The sequence below is a fragment of the Neobacillus bataviensis genome (assembly GCF_019969725.1).
On sequence record NZ_JAHXYW010000004.1, the window covers coordinates 374,984 to 394,651 of the forward strand.

Consider the following 19,668-nt stretch of genomic DNA (forward strand, 5'->3'; position numbering starts at 1 on the left):
TTAAGAAGGTGAAGAAATGTATTTATTCGCAAATGCAACAATTTATATAGGATTAGCTGTTGCCATATATTCATTGCTTATTATAACTTTGGGAATTAGCACGAAAAATCAAAGACTGATTAACAGTGGTAAAGGCGGAATGATTGCATTATTTGTTTGTGCTGCAATGGCGATGCTTTCCCTTTCCTACCTTTTAGCAACATCACAATTTCAATATGAATATGTAACTGATTATACGAGCAGTGAGCTGCCAATCATCTATAAACTGACTGCCCTTTGGGCAGGTAATGCTGGTTCTTTGTTACTGTGGACATTCTTCCTTACCCTTTACTCCATTATGATCTCTTTTTCAAGGAAGATGAAGGGAAACCCGATGGTTCCATATATCTCAGCTATTCTTTTAGCAAATGCGGTTTTCTTCTTCTTCATCCTAGGATTTGTAGCTAAACCATTCGTTCTTTTGGATACAATTCCGATTGAAGGTAAAGGCTTAAACCCGATGCTTCAAAATCCTGGAATGATCATCCATCCAGTTACTCTCTACCTTGGTTATGTGGGTCTTGCTGTGCCATTTGCATTTGCTATGTCTGCATTAATCCTTAAAAACGTTGATGACTTCTGGATTAAAATGACAAGGCGCTGGACGATTATTGCTTGGTTATTTTTAAGTCTCGGAAATATTTTTGGCGGACAATGGGCATATGTTGAGCTTGGCTGGGGTGGGTATTGGGCATGGGATCCGGTTGAAAATGCTTCATTTATGCCATGGCTTACTGCTACTGCATTCCTCCATTCTGTCATGATTCAAGAACGAAAAAACATGCTGAAAATATGGAATATTAGTTTAATCATCGTTTCATATGCTCTTACATTATTTGGTACTTTCCTCGTCCGAAGTGGTGTACTGACATCCGTCCATGCTTTTGCCAATTCGAATTTAGGATTATATTTCTTAATATTTATGGGTGTTGCTGTCATTCTTGCATTATACGTTTTAATGAGTCGTTACAACATGCTAAAGCGCAGTGCAGGAGAATTCCAATCCTTTGTTTCTAAGGAAAGCAGCTTCTTAATAAATAATCTATTGCTAGTAGGTGCAGCCTTTGCTGTTTTTTGGGGGACGATTTTCCCGCTGGTATCAGAAGCGGTTCGCGGTACAAAAGTAACTGTCGGACTTCCATTTTTCAACAAAGTAGAAGCACCAATCCTTTTATCCATGATGTTTGTCATGGCCGTTTGTCCAATGCTTGCGTGGCAAAGGTCAACAATAAAAAATCTAAGGAAAAATTTCTTGATACCTTCTATCCTTGCCGTAGCCGGCATGGTACTGATGATTGTACTTGGAATTCAAAAAGCATGGGCTGTTATTGGCTATGGAGTTATTATTCTACTTTTAATCACTCACTTCCTAGAGTTTTATCGAGGTGTCAAAGCAAGAAGAAAGATGACAAAAGAAGCGCCAATTACAGCTTTATACCGTTTAATGATTCGTAATCGCCGCAGATATGGGGGATATATAGTCCATCTTGGAATTGCCTTTATTACAATGGGGATTATCGGTTCACAAAACTATGATTTAGAAACAATGAAAACAGTCGCACTAGGCCAATCGATTGAATTAAAGGATTACCGAATTAATTACGAGCGTCTTGATCAGAAAAAAGAAGGCATAAACGATATTGTTTATGCAGACGTGACCGTGTTTAGAGATGGAAAAAAACTTGGTACTTTCCAGCCAGAAAAAGTTTTTTATGGAAACTGGGAACAGCCATCATCAGAAGTAGCCATTATTTCATCGGTCAAAGAAGACTTGTATATTGTGTTGAGTGCTTGGGAAGATGATGGCAAGGCAACGTTCGTTGTTAAGGTTAATCCAATGATGAATTGGTTATGGTTTGGTTCCTTTATGATTGTCATCGGTGCTCTATTCGCTGTTTGGAACGGAAAATATGGTAATGTCACTCCAAGGTACACTGGAGTTCGCAAAGAGGTGTCTTAATATGAAAAATAAAATATACATAGGGCTCCTAATTTTAGCGTTTATCTTTCAAGGATCATTCTTTCGTGTAGAAGCAAAAGAGTTCGACTATAAATCTGCTGAATTTAAAGCAGTAGCCTCTCAATTTGCCTGTACCTGCGGCTGCGGCCAAGACCATTATGAATGTGATCCCAATACTTGCAGTCTGACTACTGAATTTAAAAAGGATTTAGTTGGCATGATGATAAAAGGCTGGGATAAGGATAAAATCCGCGAGTATTATGTCAATATTTATGGAGAAGAAATCTTAACAGCTCCGGAGAAAAGCGGTTTTAGCTTAACTGCCTGGGCTATTCCTTTTGCGGTATTGGGCGTTGCAGCGATAGCATTATATTTTATCATTCGTAAATGGGTGAAGAGAAAAGGAAAAGTAGAACTAATCACTGATTATCAGAACACTGAAGATGAAGTTGAAGGAGAAATTCTTTCTTCCATGATCGATGAAGAACGCAAAAAGTATCTTTAGGATGTGAATATAATGCACGATATCTCAATTATTTCGATGATCTTTACGGCTTTATTAGCGCTTACTTGTCTGTTTTTAATATTATCACCTTATTTTAAGTGGGATACATATTTAAACGTAAGTGGAAAAGGTCAAGATATAGTTTCCACAAAGGAAGCACTGTTAACAACCTTGAATGAATTAGAGTTTGAATACAAAATGGATAAAATCTCACACGCTGATTATAAAAATTTAAAGAAACAATATGAAGCTGAAGTAGCAGGAATTATGAAAGAAGAAGAACTTACAATCGCAGCACGAGTTGATCAAGATTTAATGGCTGAAGTGGAAAAAGAAATTGAGGCTCAAATGAAAAACTATGAACAGAAAAAGGGGGAAGGAAAGTGATTAAAAAAATCACCGTTCTCCTCTTTGGACTAATGCTGTTCATTCCAATTAACGGTTTAGCAGCATTTGAATCAAAGGTTTCCATTGATATGCATTACATTGTTGTTAGCCCAGCTGAAGATGGGTCAACGAATATGATGAATATGGTAAATTATACGAATACATCATCTGAAGAATTTAAAGGAGACGGTTCAGATGAGGCCGTATTAAAGGTGACTCTGCCTAAAGGAGCAAAAGACCTAAACTTTTTAGATAATAAAATTGCCTTTAAACAAGTAGACGAGGGGTTTATTACAACAACTCCTGTTCCAGCCAACCAAACACAGGTACTCCCTTACAGCTATCGAATGGAAAAAGGCAAGGAGATTTCACTAACGGTAGATTATCAAGTACAAATGATGCAAATTCTTGTTCCAGAAGGAATGGGAAGCATTGAAACGAAAGGCGTCCAAGCTACAAGTCAAGGACTATTTAAATTTGATGATCAAAACTATTTTGGCTATAGCATTGAAGGTCTTAAGGCTGGTCAAACCTTTTCGCTAGTATATAACAAAGATGTACAACCTGCAGCGGATGAGACAAAACAAGTTCAAACAACAAGTGACAGTTCAAAAAATAGTGACGTGACCCACACAGCACCGGCTTTTCATAATCCAGGTCATCTTAGAATGTGGGCACAATCGCCATTACATCGCTTTAATCCACATGTTTTCTTAATTATTTTAGGAGCCATAATCATCTCCGGAATCTCCTATATTGCCTATTTCAAAAGAAAGGCAAGATTGGAGGAGGAAAGACTTGGCGCAGATAAGGAAGAAAAAGCTTTCAAACTATTAATGGCTAAGCAGAAGGCCATAATGGATAAAATTATAGAACTCGAAGAAACCTTTGGTGATGGAAAACTTTCAGAGAGTGAATACCACACTAAGCTGGACGCTTATAAACAGCATTTAGTTCAGGTGAAATTAAATTTACGTCATTTCATAGAATAGCAGCTGGCATGGGGAGGGAACGCGAATGATAGATATAAAGAATCTGACGAAGCAAGCCGATAATAAGCTAATCTTACGTGGTGTAGACCTCCAGGTAAAAAAAGGGGAAACGGTCGCCATCCTTGGACCAAATGGTGCTGGTAAAAGTACCTTACTAAAGGTGCTGGCAACTCTAATTAAACCGACATCAGGTATAGTTAGAATAAATGGTTTAGATCTTAAAAAGAACCATATTGAAATAAAAAAAATATTAGGTTATTTACCCCATTCCAGTTTGCTTTATGATCATTACTCTCCATTAGAAAATCTTGTATTCTTCGGAAATTTATATGGAGTGCGGGATGTAGAACAAAGAGCAATGAAACTTGTGAAGGACGTTGGACTATCATTTTTCTTAAATGAACCGGTTAAGAACTTTTCTCGGGGAATGATTCAAAGAATTGCGATTGCACGGGCAATTGTCCATGACCCTGAGGTTCTCCTTTTAGATGAGCCCCATACTGGTCTAGATCAAGGCGCTATATCAATCTTAAATAATGTCATTCTTTCGATGAAAGAAAAGGGTGCCACTACATTAATGGTTACTCACGATTTCAAACAGGCAGCTGAAATTTGTGACCGAATTATCATTGTGAAAAACGGAAAAATTGTCGATGATTTTAAAATTAAGAATCGCAATTTAGACCTTGTTTCAGAAAAATATGAAATGCAGATGGAGGGAGTATCATGAATTTATTTCATACAGCTCTCCTTCTTGCCAAAAAGGATTTATATTCAGAACTAAAAACAAAACAAATTCTAGTTACGCAAATTATCTTTGCAGGACTTGTTATTGTCGTGTTCAGTTTTGCTTTTGATCCGGCTAATAACACAACAAAAGCAGTTATTCCTGGAGTAATATGGGTCATTATTGTGTTTGCAGGAATATTAGGACTTAATCGGTCATTTATATCGGAACAGCGAAATGATACCATGCAGGGCTTATTGGTAGCACCAATGGAGGCTGCGAGTATTTATTTTGGAAAATTCCTGGCGAATTTCTCTATGATTCTAGTAGTCGAACTTGTTTCGATTCCGTTTTTATTCCTATTATTTGATTTTAAGTTTTTTGGGAGCCTTCCATATTTTATTTTAGTCATATTCTTAGGGAGTTTTGGGTTTATCGCCATTGGTACGTTCTTAGCAGCCCTCGCAGCTAATTCAAAAAGCAGTGAAATGCTGCTGCCGTTATTGTTATTTCCCATAACAACTCCTATCTTAATTGGTGTTGTTCAGGCAACAAAAATTATTTTAACTAATATGGAAAAACTCCCGAGTGCAATTGCTTGGATTCAATTGGTTTCTGCTTACGATGTGATTTTCTTTGTAGTTTGTTTCTTATTAATCGATTATGTGCTGGAGGTTTAAGTGATGAGTATAAATCTCGAACGAGAGAAAGCGGTGCTTCCTGGTTCAGGCCTGACTGAAACCAGGGGGGTGAATCTATCAAAAGTTTTGTTTGGTGCATCCGCCATTTCCATGCTGGTTTCACTTTATTTCATCTTTATATTTGCTGCCGAAGAATCAACCATGCGAGCTGCTCAAAAAATCTTTTATTTCCATGTGAGTTCAGCATGGCTGGCTTTTCTAGCCTTTTTTGTAACCTTTGTGTTTAGTATTTTGTTTTTAATCAAACGGAAAAGAATATTTGATACCTATGCGTATGTTTCAGCTGAAATCGGTGTAGTCTTTACCATCATCGTATTAACCACAGGTCCGATCTGGGCAAGGTCCGCATGGAATACTTGGTGGGTATGGGAACCACGGTTGATTACGACGTTAATTCTTTTCTTTATTTACGTTGCCTATATTATGATTCGTCAAATGGATGGTGTTTGGGATAAAAAGGCTCGTCTTGCTGCCGTTTTTGGCATCATTGGGTTTGCAGACGTCCCGATTGTTTTCTTCGCGATTCGCTGGTGGCAGACAAAATTCCATCCAATTGTGTTTGGTGAAGGGCCGTCTCAAAAGGGCGGCGGTATTGAGGATACGATGTTAATTGCACTGCTTGTTACCATCACGGCTTTTACGATTCTTTATTCTTATCTTCTTAATAAAGGCGTTTCATTTGAAAATATGAAAATTAAAGTGGATCAGTATAAAGAAAAATTAAGAGAAACATTGGATAAATAGGAGGAATGAATCATGAATTATGAATATATGCTAGGTGCGTATTCCGTTGCTTGGGTTATCATTTTTAGTTATATGTTTATCATTGGAAAACGGCATGACAAGCTTAAGAAGGAAATCGAATTCTTAAAGCAGCTCGATAAATAGATGTTGATCCGCGTCAGGAGGAAGTCCGATGAATAAGCGAGTTGGCAAATTGCTCGTAATGATTCTCATCGTAGGGATGTTTGGCTTTTTTGGTTATAGTTTAGTAACGAAGGGCAAACATACAGATGTGGGAGATAAGGCTTATAATTTCGAATTACCCAATTTGGATGGCAGCAAAACAAAACTCACAGATTATAAGGGCGAAGTGGTTATTTTGAATTATTTTGCCAGCTGGTGTGCACCTTGTAAGGAAGAATTTCCAGAGCTGGCCGCCTTTCAAAAAGATTATGGCAAAAAGTATCCATTAATAATGATAAACCGCGGAGAAACGATGGATAGAATCAATAAGGTTACGAAAAAAAATCAAGAGGGAATGACCTATTTATTTGATTATAATGCCAAAATTTCTAAATTATATAATGTTACAGGGCAGCCTGAAACATTTGTTATTGATAAACAGGGAATTATTAGACAACATTATAACGGTCCGGTAACCGAAATGCAGTTATATAATTGGGTTAAGAAATACGACAAATAATAAAAAAGGATTGAACCATTTAGCCATGGCTCAATCCTTTTTTATGGAAAGTATAAATTTCGACTTCGAGAACTGTCCAGCTCCAGCGCCTAGCCCCTCGAGGTTTCTTGTCGGGGCCGACCAAGGCGCTTACGCTTTTCTTATGTGTAATGAAATTCGGCCAATATATTGGCCCTTACAATAATTTGGCCAGGTTCAATTTGAGTAGTAGTCATGCTTTTAACCATGATTTCAGGCTGATAAGAAAAAGGTTGGACCGTTGCGCCTACCTCAACGACTAAGCTAGGAGTTTGTATTAATGTCACATTTAAAGATCCGGCAATCGTTTCTGCTTTTTGGATTGCATTGTCCAGCGCAAGCTTCAGTGCTTGCTGGTAATAGGCAGCTTTATTTTTTACTTTAAACTGAACATTAGAGACATAATTAACTCCGTTTTGGACCGCTGTATCCACTATTTTTCCGATTTTCGATAAATCGTCTATCTTCACTTGGAGAATATGAGTGATTTTAAATCCGCGGAATATTTGTTTTCCCTGTTCGTAATCATAATCTGATTCAATACGGTAATCGAAGGTTTGGATCTGATTTTTACTGACCCCTTGCGATACTAAAGCATTGATTACCTTTGTAGTTACCTGAGAATTTTGCTGCTGCGCGGTTATTAGTTCCTTTCCTTCCGTTATGACGCCTAAGTTTACCGAAGCTGAATCCGGTTGTACCGCTAATTCTCCTTCCCCATTCACTTTGATTAAAGATTCCCCAACTCTTGGAAATCCGTTACGAATCGATGGCTGGTAATGGTACACATATGTCCCCCCTCCCAAAAGCTTTTCTCCTTCCTATAAAATACGATACCCCTTAATAAAGGTTCCATTTATTAATAGACTCAAAACATATTTTGACAGATTTGAAAGTCATAATGTGTCTTAGCAGGCATACATTTTAAATAATGAGACAGGCATTTAAGAGGAGGAAGCTTTTTGTGGAAACGATCCTAAACTTTTTACCTAAAAATATCGCCGGCCTAATTAAACAAATCCCCTCTGATCAAAAAGAAGAATTGGAAGAAATACGGATTCGCATCGATCGGCCAATTGAAATAACGATGAAGGGTGTACCAAAATTCCTTTCATATATCATCCAGCCTGATGATGCCTTCCATCTAATGAATAAAATTAGTCAATTCTCCATCTATACCCTTGAAGAGGAACTTAAACGAGGGTATATAACCGTTTCAGGCGGACACAGAATCGGACTTGCCGGCAAAGTTATTCTCGAAGACGAAAAAGTGAAGGCCATAAGAGATATCGCTTCTTTTAACATTCGGATCGCCAGAGAAAAGATTGGGATTGCAGACCCGATGATTCCGTATCTGTTTAACGGAAGCTGGAAGCACACCATGATTATCGGCCCGCCTCAAACGGGAAAAACAACCTTGCTTCGTGATATTGCAAGAATAATCTCTGCAGGGGATAGAATGAAAGGCATTGAGTCTAATAAGGTAGGGATAGTGGATGAACGCAGTGAAATTGCCGGATGTGTAAATGGAGTGCCACAACTGACCTTTGGCCACCGGGTAGACGTTTTAGATGCTTGTCCAAAGGCAGAGGGAATGATGATGATGATTCGCTCGATGAGTCCGGAAGTCCTCATTGTGGATGAAATTGGCAGGAAAGAAGATGCTGAAGCCATTCAGGAGGCTGTTCATGCGGGAATAAAACTCATAATGACCACACATGGGACTAGCTTGGAGGAAATAAGGAGCAGACCTTCCTTAAGGGAAATCCTTGATCAAAAAATTTTCGAGCGGTTTGTTGTTCTTAGCCGAAAAAGTGGTCCTGGTACCATTACCCAAATATTAGATGAAAAAGGCAAAGAAATGAATCAAAAAGTGAGTGTGACATAAATGGTTAAGCTTATTGGAGCCATCTTTATAATCGTTGCAACCACTGTCATTGGATTTGAGGCGGCCCGGCATTTTAGTGAACGGCCTAAGCAGCTTCGTGCCTTGAGGTCTGCTTTGCAATCTCTTGAGGCTGAAATTATGTACAGCCATACACCATTACATGAAGCAGCAAGAAGATTGGCCGTCCAGCTGTCAAAACCACTATCCTCTTTCTTTGATAGTTTTGCCAAGAGATTAACGGATACGGAAACAACGGTAAAAGAGGCTTGGGAAACCAGCTTAAAAGAGATATGGAAGTCAACGGCTTTAAAGCAGGGAGAATTTGAAATTATGAAGCAATTTGGGGAAACCCTTGGCCGTCATGATCGCTTTTCCCAACAGAAACATATATTACTGACTCTTTCCCATTTGGAAAGAGAAGAAGCTGACGCGATTCAAGCACAGGCAAAATACGAAAAAATGGTAAAGAGTCTCGGGTTCTTATCGGGATTGTTACTGATCATTTTATTATTTTAGGGGGAAAAGCAATGGGCTTAGAAGTGGATATTATTTTTAAAATAGCCGGAGTGGGAATAGTTGTTGCATTTTTGCATACAGTTCTTGATCAGGTTGGAAAAAAGGAATATGCACAATGGGTTACCCTTTTTGGGTTTATTTACATTTTATTTCAGGTCGCTTCGATAGTCGATGATCTCTTCCAGAAAATAAAATCAGTATTTTTGTTTCAATAGAAGGGGGGGCTCTGCCATTGAAATCATAAAAATTATCGGCGTAGCTCTGGTTGCAACCTTTCTGGCTTTAATTGTAAAGGAACAAAAACCTAATTTTGCCTTCCTTTTAATCGTCTTCGTCGGTTGTGTCATTTTTCTTTTTTTGGTAGATAAAATTTATGAAATTATTCATATGCTCGAAAAATTGGCCGTCAATGCAAAGGTAAACTTGGTTTATGTGGAAACCATTCTAAAAATAATTGGCATTGCCTATATTGCTGAATTTGCTACGCAAATCACCAAGGATGCTGGGCAGGGAGCGCTGGCATCAAAGATTGAATTAGCAGGAAAAATTATCATACTTGCCATGGCGATACCGATTCTGACGGTGCTGATCGAAACAATAATCAAACTAATTCCGAGCTAATGAGGTGTAAAAATTGAAGGCTAGGCTGCAGATTATTCCCATTATCGTTCTCTTATTCTCCTTTTTATTTATTCCAAGTGTACAAGCTGCCGAAGAATCTAAAGACCCAGCTACTCCAATTTCACCTCAGGCATTGGTTGACGAACAGCTTAAATCCTTGGATTTAACAGAACTTAAACAATATTGGGAGGATATTTCCAATAAATATGGCGGTTTCCTGCCAGAAAGCCAAAAGGGAAGCTTGTATGACTTTGTAAGCGGTGAAAAAAAGTTCTCTTTTAAACAATGGGGGCAGGGGGTACTAAAGTTTGCCTTCCATGAATTTGTTGCCAACGGTAAATTACTTGGATCCTTAATCATGCTGACCATTTTTAGCATGTTTCTTCAATCCATGCAAAATGCGTTTGAACAAAGTGCCATAAGCAAGGTTGCTTATTCTATTGTTTACATGGTGCTCGTTATACTCGCCTTAAATAGTTTTCATATTGCTATTAATTACACAAATGAAGCAATTGGGACAATGATTTCCTTTATACTAGCGCTCGTCCCATTGCTGCTGGCTTTAATTGCCGCGTCCGGTGGACTCATTTCAGCTGCTTTCTTTCATCCAGTTATTCTTTTCTTAATGAATATGAGCGGAGTATTCATGCAATATATTATTCTGCCGCTCCTATTTTTAGCCACTTTGCTCAGCATCGTCAGTACAATGTCAGAGCAATACAAAGTGTCACAATTAGCGGCACTATTAAGAAACTGGAGCATCGGGTTAATGGGGCTATTTCTAACCGTATTTCTTGGCGTTATCTCTGTACAAGGTGCTTCAGCAGCAGTAACGGATGGAGTAACCATAAGAACGGCTAAATTCGTGACAGGGAATTTCATTCCTGTTATCGGAAGAATGTTCACGGATGCAACAGACACGGTCGTTAGTGCGTCCGTCCTGTTAAAAAATACGGTCGGCATCGCGGGTGTAGCCATCCTATTAATTATTGTTGCCTTTCCAGCAATTAAAATCTTAATGATTGCCTTTATTTATAAGTTTGCTGCCGCAATCCTCCAGCCACTAGGAGGAGGACCGGTCATAAAATGTCTGGACATTATCAGCAGAAGCGTGATTTACGTCTTCGCCGCCCTTGGTATTGTATCCCTAATGTTCTTTTTAAGTATTACTGTCATTGTCGCGGCGGGAAATTTAACGATGATGATGAGATAGGAGGGAGATCTTAGCAATGGACTTTTTGAAAGAATGGGTAACAAATATTATTCTTTTTATTCTTTTAGCAACAGTAATCGATATGCTCCTTCCAAATTCAAGTATGCAAAAATATACGAAGATGGTAACCGGATTGCTGTTAATTGCCATTATTTTAACCCCAATCTTCAAATTAATCTCTAAGGACTTCGAAACAGCTATTGGTTCTCTCCCTTCATACCAAGCCCCTGGAGAAAAAAATATGAAAAATTCAATAGATTTAAAGAAAAAAGAAATACAAGCCTCCCAACATGCATATATTTTAGAAGAAATGGCTGTCCGACTCAAAAAGGACGTTAAGGAGGAGTTGATGGAACAATACGGATTGGAGATAGCAAATATCGATATCGCCATAAACGAAGAAAGTGATCTAGCATTCCCTGAAAACCTCCAAAAGGTTATGGTTCTTCTGAAACAGCCAGAAACAAAAGTGAAGACAGTCGAAGCGATTAAACAAATAGAAATTAACACAGAAACACCTCTTCCATCAAAAAAATCAGCAGAAGAAACAGAACAAATAGCCGCATTTCTATCGCAAAAATGGAATGTAAAAGAAAAAACAGTTGAAGTTTCGATTGAAGGGGGGATCAATAAAAAGAATGGATAATAATAAAGGACCATTATCAATCTTGAAAAAATGGCTCAAACTTGATGGAAAATCTGAAAAGAAACCAGGGAAATATCAATATATGCTACTTGTCCTTTGTATTGGAGCAGCCTTTATGCTTGCAGGTAATGTCATCTTTAAAACGGGCTCCAATTCTTCTAATGTACCTGCAACAACTAGTAATAAGGGCGGATCAAGTGATGTGCCGGCATTTGGGATAAAAAAGAGTTCAGGTAATAAAGCAATAGCTGAATATGAAGAAAAATACGAAACTCAGCTAGAGAAAGCACTTAAGGAAATGTTAGGTGTTGACGATGTCACTGTTGTTGTAAATATAGATTCTACAGATAAAAAGGTGCTAGAAAAAAATAAGGTTTCAAAAACGCAAACCACCGACGAAACAGATCGTGAAGGCGGACAGCGAAAGGTTCAGGAAACCTCCTCAGATGAACAGCTCGTGATTATCAGGAACGGAGATAAAGAGGTTCCGATTGTAGTAGAAACAAAGAAACCCGACATTCGCGGTGTCTTGGTGGTTGCAAAGGGTGCAGATAATATTCAAGTGAAAAAATGGATAGTCGAAGCAGTAACACGTGTCTTAGGAGTTCCGAGCCATAGAGTTGCTGTTATGCCTAAAAAATAAAAGGGGGATTTTAATAATGCTTTTGAAAAAACAAACGGTTTGGTTATTAACAATGTTGAGCTTAGTAGTCGTATTATCGGTGTATTACATTACTTCACCAGAACAAAAGAGCAATGACCTCGCAGCTGTGCAACAAAACCCTAAAGACCAAATGGACCAAAAGCAGGCAAAAACTAAGACCCAGACCAAGGATGGAAAAACAGTTGTTTCTTCTATTGCAGGGGATGCGGCCTTTGAAGAGTTACGTATGAAGCTTGAAGATGCTCGAAGTGAGGAGAAGGAAAAGCTAACAGCAACCCTTGCCTCTACTGACCTAACTCCTGACGAACGGAGCAAGGCAAAAGATCAAATGGATAAATTAACGCAGACAGCTCAACAAGAAGAAATTCTTGAAACCCTTATTAAAGCAATGGGCTATGATGATGTCCTTGTCAGAGCCAATGGTGAAAAAGTTAACGTAACCGTTAAATCTAAGAAGAAACATAGTGCTGCTGAGGCTAATAAAATTATTAAAGAAGTGAAAAAAGAAATTGGAGATACTAATTTCGTAGCGGTAACCTTCCAGCCAGCTAAATAGCTTGCACAAAAAGGGAAAGTCAAAGACTTTCCTTTTTAAATGGTTTAATTTAACTTTTTAAGGGAAAAATAATATTTTGAATTGAAATATTCTCTCAAAATTCGCCCGCCTTCAGGTATAGATTATTGAACTTTTATGCGGTATTATCGTATAGTATTAGTAGTAAGTCCTAATTAAAAGTAGTACAAGGGGTGTTACATAATGTTAAAAGTACAAGAAATTCGCGAATTGATTAAATTAGTTGACCAGTCTAGCATTGATGAATTTGTATATGAAATTGACGGTTCAAAAATTAAAATGAAAAAGAATGGGGCTCAAGTGGTAACGGCTGTACAACCAGTTCCACATGCCGCTGCTCCAGTGGCGGCTGCATCTATTCAACCAATCCCAGTTGCACCTGCAGCTGCAGTAGAGGAAGTAAAACAGGAAGCACCAAAAATGGAAGTACCTTCTCAAGCTGATACAGCTAACTTACACAAGATCACTTCGCCGATGGTGGGAACATTTTATGCTTCGCCAACACCAGATGCGGATGTCTATGTAAAAGCAGGGTCCAAAGTTTCTAAGGATTCAATTGTTTGTATCGTTGAAGCAATGAAATTATTTAACGAAATTGAAGCGGAAGTAAATGGAGAAATTGTGGAAGTTCTTGTTAAGAATGGCCAATTAGTAGAATACGGACAGCCTTTATTTTTAGTAAAGCCTGAATAAGGAGCGATAACAGGATGATAAAAAAACTGTTAATTGCAAACAGAGGAGAAATTGCAGTTAGGATTATTAGAGCCTGCCGGGAAATGGGAATTGAATCAGTTGCCGTATTTTCTGAAGCAGACCGCGAAGCGTTACATGTACAGCTTGCCGATGAAGCCTACTGTATTGGACCAACTTCATCAAAAGACAGTTATTTAAACGTGACAAATATTATTAGTGTTGCAAAGTTAACCGGTTGTGATGCCATTCATCCAGGATATGGTTTCTTAGCCGAAAATGCTGATTTTGCAGAGTTATGCAGGGAATGCAATATCACCTTTGTTGGACCAAGTCCAGAGGCCATTACCAAAATGGGAACCAAGGATATTGCAAGGGAAACGATGCGGGAAGCAGGTGTCCCAATTGTCCCTGGGTCAACAGGCATCATTAATAATATTGATGAAGCCCTTGAGCTTGTGAAAAAGATAGAATATCCAGTCATTATTAAAGCAACTGCCGGCGGAGGCGGTAAAGGCATCCGCGTTGCTAAAAATGAGCAGGAATTAATTAAAGGAATCAATATTACTCAGCAGGAAGCATTAACAGCATTCGGGAATCCAGGTGTTTATATTGAAAAATATATTGAGGATTTCCGCCATGTTGAGATACAGGTGTTAGCCGATAATTATGGAAACACGATTCATTTAGGAGAACGGGATTGTTCCATCCAACGGAGACTACAAAAACTTCTTGAAGAAACTCCTTCACCAGCATTAGATGGCGAAATTCGCACAGAAATGGGAAATGCGGCTGTTAAAGCGGCGAAAGCAGTTGATTATTCAGGTGCAGGCACGGTAGAATTTATTTATGACTATCGCAATCGAAAGTTTTATTTTATGGAGATGAACACCAGGATTCAGGTAGAGCACCCTGTTACCGAAATGGTCACAGGAATCGACCTAATTAAAGAGCAAATTCGTGTAGCAAATGGCGAAAAGCTTTCCTTAAAACAACAGGATGTTACCTTTACAGGCTGGGCAATTGAATGTCGGATTAATGCAGAGAATCCGGAGAAGAATTTTCTCCCTTCCGCTGGAAAAATCAAAATGTACTTACCTCCTGGCGGGCTGGGTGTTCGGATTGACTCAGCAGCGTACCCAGGATATACAATTCCACCATACTACGATTCGATGATTGCGAAAGTTATCACATATGGAAGCAGCAGGGAAGAGGCAATTTCAAGAATGAAGCGTGCTTTAAGTGAATTTGTAGTGGAGGGTATTCAAACAACCATTCCGTTTCATTTAAAACTTCTTGAGCACGAAAAATTCGTAGAAGGCCAGTTTAATACGAAATTCTTAGAATTGCATGATGTGATGAAATCAGTCTAAAATCTGGAGGTGTTTTTGATGAGCGAATTTAGCATCTTGGAAATGGAACAAGGTAATAACGGCCTTGGGAAAATTGAGATTGCTCCTGAAGTAATTGAAGTTATTGCTGGTATTGCCGCATCCGAAGTCGAAGGTGTTGCAGGCATGCGTGGTAATTTTGCAACAGGTGTCGTCGAGCGCCTTGGGAAGAAAAACCATGGTAAAGGCGTGAAAGTGGAACTAACCGAAACAGGAATAAAAGTAGATGTCTATTGTTTAATGAAATTTGGCGTCTCTATTCCAACGGTTGCAGGGAAAATCCAAGATAATATTCGTCAGGCACTGCTAAATATGACGGCATTGGATGCGGAAGAAGTTAACATCCATGTTGTCGGCATTCAATTTGAAACACAAAAAATCGAGCCTGAAATTGATTCAGAAGTATAAAATGAAAAAACCAAAGGTGCTAATTCCTTTGGTTTTTCATTTTTTTTAAAATAAAAGCGGTTGCAAATTAGAAAATTTCTTTGTAAATGTGCGAATCGTTTTTAGTTATGCTATTATCATTTTATGTGTAAGGTTTCACGATTACCTAATACTATAACTTGTATATAAAATAGACAAAATTTACTTAATATCCCTAAAGGAGATAAAGGTATAATGAAAAGAAGAACAGCCAGGGAAAAAGCGTTGCAGGCGCTTTTTCAAATCGATGTAAGTAATACTGAACCAGAATCAGCTATTGAACATGTTTTGGAAGGAGAAGAAGGCGACGAATATTTATCAAAGCTTGTTTTAGGTGTGGTAGAGCACAAAGCTGAAATTGATAAATTAATTATTGAAAACCTTGAAAAATGGTCTATGGACCGGCTGGCAACAGTTGATCGAAACTTACTAAGAATTGCAGTATGTGAACTAAAGTTTTATCGTTCTGAAGTACCGGAAAAAGTTATTTTAGATGAAGCCATAGAAATTGCAAAAATTTTCGGAGATGACCAATCAAGCAAATTTATTAACGGTGTTCTTTCAAAGGTAAAAGAAAAAATTCTAAACGATTAATTACTGGGTTATCTCTAGGGTAAGGGAGAGAAGTAAATGACCGCTGAAATTATTAATGGAAAAGAAATTGCTGCAAAGAAACGATTAGAAATTGCTGAAGAGGTTCAAAAACTTAAAAGCGAGGGAGTCACCCCGGGATTATCTGTTATTCTTGTAGGAAATAACGATGCTTCCAAGACATATGTAAAGAGCAAACAAAAAACATGTGAAGAGCTTGGTATGTACTCCCTTTTAATTACCATGCCAGAAGAAGTTTCTGAAGAGGAACTTTTAGCAAAAATTATAGAGTTGAACGCAGATCCTTCCATCCATGGAATATTAGTTCAACTTCCACTCCCAAAACATATTGATGAAACTCGGGTAATTGAGTCGATTTCTCCATTAAAAGATGTTGATGGCTTTCATCCGATTAATATTGGCAGAATGATGACTGGCCAGAATGCCTTTCTACCATGTACTCCTTACGGTATCTTGGTCCTTCTTGAAGAAACAGGTGTCCAATTAGATGGAAAGCATGTGGTTGTTGTTGGAAGAAGTAATATTGTGGGCAAGCCGGTAGGACAGCTTCTCCTTAATAAAAATGCAACAGTAACGTATTGTCACTCTAAAACAAAAGATTTAGCGGTACATACAAGGCAGGCAGATATTTTAATTGCTGCTGTAGGAATTCCGAATTTTATCAAAGCTGATCATGTAAAAGAAGGCGCTGTAGTCATCGATGTCGGAATTAATCGCAATGAGGCAGGCAAGCTTTGCGGTGATGTAGCTTTTGATGAGGTTAGCGAAAAAGCCGGCTATATTACTCCAGTTCCAAAGGGAGTAGGTCCGATGACAATTACAATGCTTATGTACAATACCTTAAAATCGGCTTCTGAAAGTATCGGAGGGTTTTAAGCAGAATCTTGTCCTTATCATTGATAAGGACAGTTTTATTATTAGAAAAGCGGAAGCGCCTTGACCAGGGGCGACAAGCATAAGACGAGCCGGCGGAAAGGTTGATTTTTAACCTTTTCGACGGATTGGCTATAGACCAAAGAGCCCCTAGGCGCTGTAGCTGGACAATTTTCAAAGTCAATATTAATACCTTCCTATAAAAAAAGGAGCGGCCATGCAAGAAGAACGATATTTATCTGTGAATGCTTTAACCAAATACATAAAAAGAAAATTTGATGCGGACCCTCATTTACATGATATCCATGTAAGAGGAGAAATTTCGAACTTTAAACAGCATTCGAGTGGACATATGTATTTTACCTTAAAAGACGAAAAAGCCCGCATACTTGCAGTTATGTTCTCTAGTCATTCAAGGTTTATGAAGTTTTCGCCTGAAAACGGAATGAAAGTGATAGTCAAAGGTGACATCACCGTATATGAACCAGGCGGTCAATATCAAATTTATATCAAAGAAATGCAGCCGGACGGAATTGGAGAATTGTTTTTGGCTTTTGAGCAATTAAAACAACGGCTGGAGGCAGAAGGCTTATTTGCTCTTGAAACTAAAAAAGCCCTTCCATTATTTCCTAAAACGGTGGGAATCATCACATCTCCAACCGGAGCAGCAATAAGAGATGTTATTACCACAATTAAAAGACGGTATCCCATTGCTAATATTCTTGTATTCCCCGCACTTGTGCAGGGTGAGAATGCAGCCCCGTCAATCGCCAGGCAAATTGAAAAAGCAAATACTATGAAAGAAATTGATGTATTGATAGTCGGCCGCGGCGGTGGATCAATTGAGGAGTTATGGGCTTTTAACGAGGAACTGGTAGCCAGGGCGATTCATCAATCGCGGATTCCAATTATTTCAGCTGTCGGACACGAAACCGATTTTACAATTGCCGATTTTGTGGCTGACCTAAGGGCGCCAACTCCAACAGGTGCGGCTGAACTTGCTGTTCCCCATATTGAGGAACTAATGGATAGGATCCTCCAGCGGCAAACACGGCTGCTTAGGGCGATGCAGGAAAAATTTCGGTTCGAAAAGGAACGATTAAACAGAGTGCAAAAATCGTATGCTTTCCGTTATCCTCATCGTTTATATGAACAAAAATTGGAACAGGTTGATAAACTGACTGAATTGCTTGTCCGTGGAAGTTCCCGCTTGGCTTCGATTAAAAAGGGACAACATGACCTTCTTCATAAACGTTTGCAGAGAAATCACCCGAGCGAAGCCTTATCTGCAGCCCAAAAAAGTTTTTACCGAACACAAAAAGACATGGATCGTGCAATGCACAAAATTTTATCAAAAAAACAAACAGATTTTGATCGTTTAGTATCAACTTTACAGGCATTAAGTCCGTTGAAAATAATGGAACGCGGATACAGTTTAGCTTATTCAGCAGAAAATCGTCTGGTCAAAAGTGTCAGTCAGGTAAAGGTGAATGAACAATTACAGATTCAATTAACAGATGGCAGTCTATACTGTAAAGTGGAGAACATAAAGGAGAGCGAAAATAGTGCCGAATGAAAACAAATTATCCTTTGAAGAGGCGATGACGAAGCTCGAACAAATCGTCGATAAACTTGAAGAAGGGGATGTTCCTTTAGAGGAAGCGATTATATTCTATAAAGAAGGTATGGAATTATCCAAACTTTGTCATGATAAATTAAAAAGCGTAGAAGAACAGCTGACGCAAATTATTACGGAGGATGGACGCACGGAGAATTTTTCTGTTGTTGAGGAGGAATAGACTTGGAAGCCGGTTTACTTCATACATTTTCACAAGATTATAAGCAGCTCCTTGAGAATGAACTTAAATCTCTGGTTGAAGAGCTCGATGCACCCTCTATCATCAAGGAATCAATGATTTATTCCCTTGATGCAGGCGGAAAAAGAATACGTCCCTTATTATTATTCGCAACCTTGGATGCATTTGGAATGGACCCAAGAAAAGGCCTTCTTGCAGCTGCAGCAATTGAAATGATACATACCTACTCTTTAATTCATGATGACCTTCCTAGTATGGATAATGACGATCTTCGAAGAGGGAAGCCGACCAATCATAAAGTGTTTGGAGACGCCATCGCAATTCTGGCTGGAGATGCGTTACTAACCTATAGTTTTGAGGTTGTTGGTAAAATTCCAAATGAATATGCCACCCCTGAGACAAAGCTAAAATTAACGATAGAAATGGCAAAAGCTGCAGGAACGGAAGGAATGGTAGGCGGTCAAGTAGCAGATATGGAGGGAGAAGGGAAAGCCCTTTCACTTGAGGAATTGGAATATATCCATATTCATAAAACTGGGAAACTGTTGAAATATAGTGTTCTTGCTGGGGCAATTATTGCTGGTGCCACTCAAAGTCAGATGGAAAATTTATCAGCGTTTGCCCATCATCTTGGTCTTGCGTTTCAAATTCAGGATGATATCCTGGATGTGGTTGGAAATGAACATTTAATTGGAAAGCCTGTTGGAAGTGACAAGACGAATCAAAAAAGTACGTACCCGAAATTGTTATCTTTAGATGGGGCTAGAGATGCTTTACATACGCAAATAAACCTGTCAAAGGAACATTTGGAAAAGACAGGCTTAGATACGAATTTACTAATGGAATTAACGGATTTAGTCGCTTCGAGAGACCATTAAGAACGGCTATTTGAGGCAATGAAATAAGTGTGTTATAATTGTTTTCAATGTAGAAATGTTCTCTTGCCGTTATCACTTTCGTGTTAGCGGCTTTTTTTAGAAGG

General features: G+C 38.6%; 26 protein-coding genes. 25 read left to right on the forward strand and 1 reads right to left on the reverse strand.

Features of this window, described 5'->3' with window-relative positions; all coding sequences use genetic code 11:
- Nucleotides 1-16 precede the first annotated feature (16 nt).
- From LC455_RS13170 to LC455_RS13210, 9 genes are read left to right on the forward strand one after another with little or no spacing between them, the layout of a single operon-like run.
- Nucleotides 17-1,999, forward strand: a complete 1,983-nt coding sequence (locus LC455_RS13170) for a heme lyase CcmF/NrfE family subunit (RefSeq protein WP_223591432.1) — start codon at nucleotides 17-19, stop codon at nucleotides 1,997-1,999.
- 1 nt (nucleotide 2,000) lies between these two features.
- Nucleotides 2,001-2,504, forward strand: coding sequence for a cytochrome c-type biogenesis protein CcmH (locus LC455_RS13175; RefSeq protein ID WP_223591434.1), 504 nt, complete (start codon nucleotides 2,001-2,003; stop codon nucleotides 2,502-2,504).
- 12 nt (nucleotides 2,505-2,516) lie between these two features.
- Nucleotides 2,517-2,891, forward strand: a complete 375-nt coding sequence (locus tag LC455_RS13180) for a hypothetical protein (protein ID WP_223591437.1) — start codon at nucleotides 2,517-2,519, stop codon at nucleotides 2,889-2,891.
- On the forward strand, nucleotides 2,888-3,883 hold the full coding sequence (locus LC455_RS13185) for a hypothetical protein (RefSeq protein WP_223591439.1): 996 nt from the start codon (nucleotides 2,888-2,890) through the stop codon (nucleotides 3,881-3,883). Before LC455_RS13180 ends, LC455_RS13185 begins: the two co-directional genes overlap by 4 nt.
- Nucleotides 3,884-3,908: 25 nt before the next feature.
- Nucleotides 3,909-4,613 (forward strand): ABC transporter ATP-binding protein, encoded by a 705-nt coding sequence (locus LC455_RS13190; protein WP_223591441.1) that lies wholly within the window; start codon nucleotides 3,909-3,911, stop codon nucleotides 4,611-4,613.
- Nucleotides 4,610-5,290, forward strand: a complete 681-nt coding sequence (locus LC455_RS13195) for a heme exporter protein CcmB (RefSeq protein ID WP_223591443.1) — start codon at nucleotides 4,610-4,612, stop codon at nucleotides 5,288-5,290. The genes LC455_RS13190 and LC455_RS13195 overlap by 4 nt, the downstream gene beginning before the upstream one ends.
- A 3-nt stretch (nucleotides 5,291-5,293) precedes the next feature.
- Nucleotides 5,294-6,055, forward strand: a complete 762-nt coding sequence (locus LC455_RS13200) for a cytochrome c biogenesis protein (protein ID WP_223591444.1) — start codon at nucleotides 5,294-5,296, stop codon at nucleotides 6,053-6,055.
- A gap of 12 nt (nucleotides 6,056-6,067) precedes the next feature.
- The gene (locus tag LC455_RS13205) at nucleotides 6,068-6,199 is read left to right on the forward strand and encodes a CcmD family protein (RefSeq protein ID WP_223591446.1); all 132 of its coding nucleotides are present in this window, start codon (nucleotides 6,068-6,070) and stop codon (nucleotides 6,197-6,199) included.
- A gap of 28 nt (nucleotides 6,200-6,227) precedes the next feature.
- Nucleotides 6,228-6,737, forward strand: a complete 510-nt coding sequence (locus LC455_RS13210) for a TlpA family protein disulfide reductase (protein ID WP_223591447.1) — start codon at nucleotides 6,228-6,230, stop codon at nucleotides 6,735-6,737.
- Between the two features lie 140 nt (nucleotides 6,738-6,877).
- Here LC455_RS13210 and LC455_RS13215 read toward each other — a convergent pair whose 3' ends face one another.
- The gene (locus LC455_RS13215; protein WP_223591449.1) at nucleotides 6,878-7,543 is read right to left on the reverse strand and encodes an SIMPL domain-containing protein; all 666 of its coding nucleotides are present in this window, start codon (nucleotides 7,541-7,543) and stop codon (nucleotides 6,878-6,880) included.
- Nucleotides 7,544-7,719: 176 nt separating this feature from the next.
- Between LC455_RS13215 and spoIIIAA the strand changes: the two genes are divergently transcribed.
- The 16 genes from spoIIIAA (at nucleotide 7,720) to LC455_RS13295 (ending at nucleotide 19,564) form a co-directional block, all read left to right on the forward strand.
- Nucleotides 7,720-8,643 carry a stage III sporulation protein AA gene (gene spoIIIAA / locus LC455_RS13220; RefSeq protein ID WP_223591451.1) on the forward strand — a complete coding sequence of 308 codons (924 nt, stop codon included), beginning with the start codon at nucleotides 7,720-7,722 and terminating at the stop codon, nucleotides 8,641-8,643.
- Nucleotides 8,644-9,159, forward strand: a complete 516-nt coding sequence (spoIIIAB, locus tag LC455_RS13225) for a stage III sporulation protein SpoIIIAB (RefSeq protein WP_223591453.1) — start codon at nucleotides 8,644-8,646, stop codon at nucleotides 9,157-9,159. It abuts the gene before it with no gap.
- 11 nt (nucleotides 9,160-9,170) lie between these two features.
- Nucleotides 9,171-9,374, forward strand: coding sequence for a stage III sporulation protein AC (spoIIIAC, locus tag LC455_RS13230; protein ID WP_007084610.1), 204 nt, complete (start codon nucleotides 9,171-9,173; stop codon nucleotides 9,372-9,374).
- Nucleotides 9,375-9,390: 16 nt separating this feature from the next.
- Nucleotides 9,391-9,780 (forward strand): stage III sporulation protein AD, encoded by a 390-nt coding sequence (spoIIIAD, locus tag LC455_RS13235; RefSeq protein ID WP_223591661.1) that lies wholly within the window; start codon nucleotides 9,391-9,393, stop codon nucleotides 9,778-9,780.
- A 13-nt stretch (nucleotides 9,781-9,793) separates the two neighbouring features.
- The gene (gene spoIIIAE / locus LC455_RS13240; RefSeq protein WP_223591455.1) at nucleotides 9,794-10,993 is read left to right on the forward strand and encodes a stage III sporulation protein AE; all 1,200 of its coding nucleotides are present in this window, start codon (nucleotides 9,794-9,796) and stop codon (nucleotides 10,991-10,993) included.
- Between the two features lie 16 nt (nucleotides 10,994-11,009).
- Complete coding sequence (gene spoIIIAF / locus LC455_RS13245; RefSeq protein ID WP_223591457.1) at nucleotides 11,010-11,639, forward strand: stage III sporulation protein AF; 630 nt, start codon at nucleotides 11,010-11,012, stop codon at nucleotides 11,637-11,639.
- Nucleotides 11,632-12,282, forward strand: coding sequence for a stage III sporulation protein AG (gene spoIIIAG / locus LC455_RS13250; protein ID WP_223591459.1), 651 nt, complete (start codon nucleotides 11,632-11,634; stop codon nucleotides 12,280-12,282). The genes spoIIIAF and spoIIIAG overlap by 8 nt, the downstream gene beginning before the upstream one ends.
- Nucleotides 12,283-12,298: 16 nt before the next feature.
- Nucleotides 12,299-12,859 carry a SpoIIIAH-like family protein gene (locus LC455_RS13255; RefSeq protein WP_223591461.1) on the forward strand — a complete coding sequence of 187 codons (561 nt, stop codon included), beginning with the start codon at nucleotides 12,299-12,301 and terminating at the stop codon, nucleotides 12,857-12,859.
- Nucleotides 12,860-13,060: 201 nt separating this feature from the next.
- Nucleotides 13,061-13,570 (forward strand): acetyl-CoA carboxylase biotin carboxyl carrier protein, encoded by a 510-nt coding sequence (gene accB, locus LC455_RS13260; protein WP_223591463.1) that lies wholly within the window; start codon nucleotides 13,061-13,063, stop codon nucleotides 13,568-13,570.
- A 14-nt stretch (nucleotides 13,571-13,584) separates the two neighbouring features.
- Nucleotides 13,585-14,940, forward strand: coding sequence for an acetyl-CoA carboxylase biotin carboxylase subunit (gene accC, locus LC455_RS13265; RefSeq protein WP_223591465.1), 1,356 nt, complete (start codon nucleotides 13,585-13,587; stop codon nucleotides 14,938-14,940).
- Between the two features lie 18 nt (nucleotides 14,941-14,958).
- Nucleotides 14,959-15,366 carry an Asp23/Gls24 family envelope stress response protein gene (locus tag LC455_RS13270; RefSeq protein WP_223591467.1) on the forward strand — a complete coding sequence of 136 codons (408 nt, stop codon included), beginning with the start codon at nucleotides 14,959-14,961 and terminating at the stop codon, nucleotides 15,364-15,366.
- 213 nt (nucleotides 15,367-15,579) lie between these two features.
- Nucleotides 15,580-15,978 (forward strand): transcription antitermination factor NusB, encoded by a 399-nt coding sequence (gene nusB / locus LC455_RS13275; protein WP_223591468.1) that lies wholly within the window; start codon nucleotides 15,580-15,582, stop codon nucleotides 15,976-15,978.
- A 36-nt stretch (nucleotides 15,979-16,014) separates the two neighbouring features.
- Entirely contained in the window at nucleotides 16,015-16,872 is an 858-nt protein-coding gene (gene folD, locus LC455_RS13280; protein WP_223591469.1) for a bifunctional methylenetetrahydrofolate dehydrogenase/methenyltetrahydrofolate cyclohydrolase FolD, read from the forward strand.
- Nucleotides 16,873-17,086: 214 nt separating this feature from the next.
- Nucleotides 17,087-18,445 carry an exodeoxyribonuclease VII large subunit gene (gene xseA / locus LC455_RS13285; protein ID WP_223591470.1) on the forward strand — a complete coding sequence of 453 codons (1,359 nt, stop codon included), beginning with the start codon at nucleotides 17,087-17,089 and terminating at the stop codon, nucleotides 18,443-18,445.
- Nucleotides 18,435-18,668, forward strand: a complete 234-nt coding sequence (locus tag LC455_RS13290) for an exodeoxyribonuclease VII small subunit (protein WP_223591471.1) — start codon at nucleotides 18,435-18,437, stop codon at nucleotides 18,666-18,668. Before xseA ends, LC455_RS13290 begins: the two co-directional genes overlap by 11 nt.
- 2 nt (nucleotides 18,669-18,670) lie before the next feature.
- Nucleotides 18,671-19,564, forward strand: coding sequence for a polyprenyl synthetase family protein (locus tag LC455_RS13295; RefSeq protein ID WP_223591472.1), 894 nt, complete (start codon nucleotides 18,671-18,673; stop codon nucleotides 19,562-19,564).
- Nucleotides 19,565-19,668 lie beyond the last annotated feature (104 nt).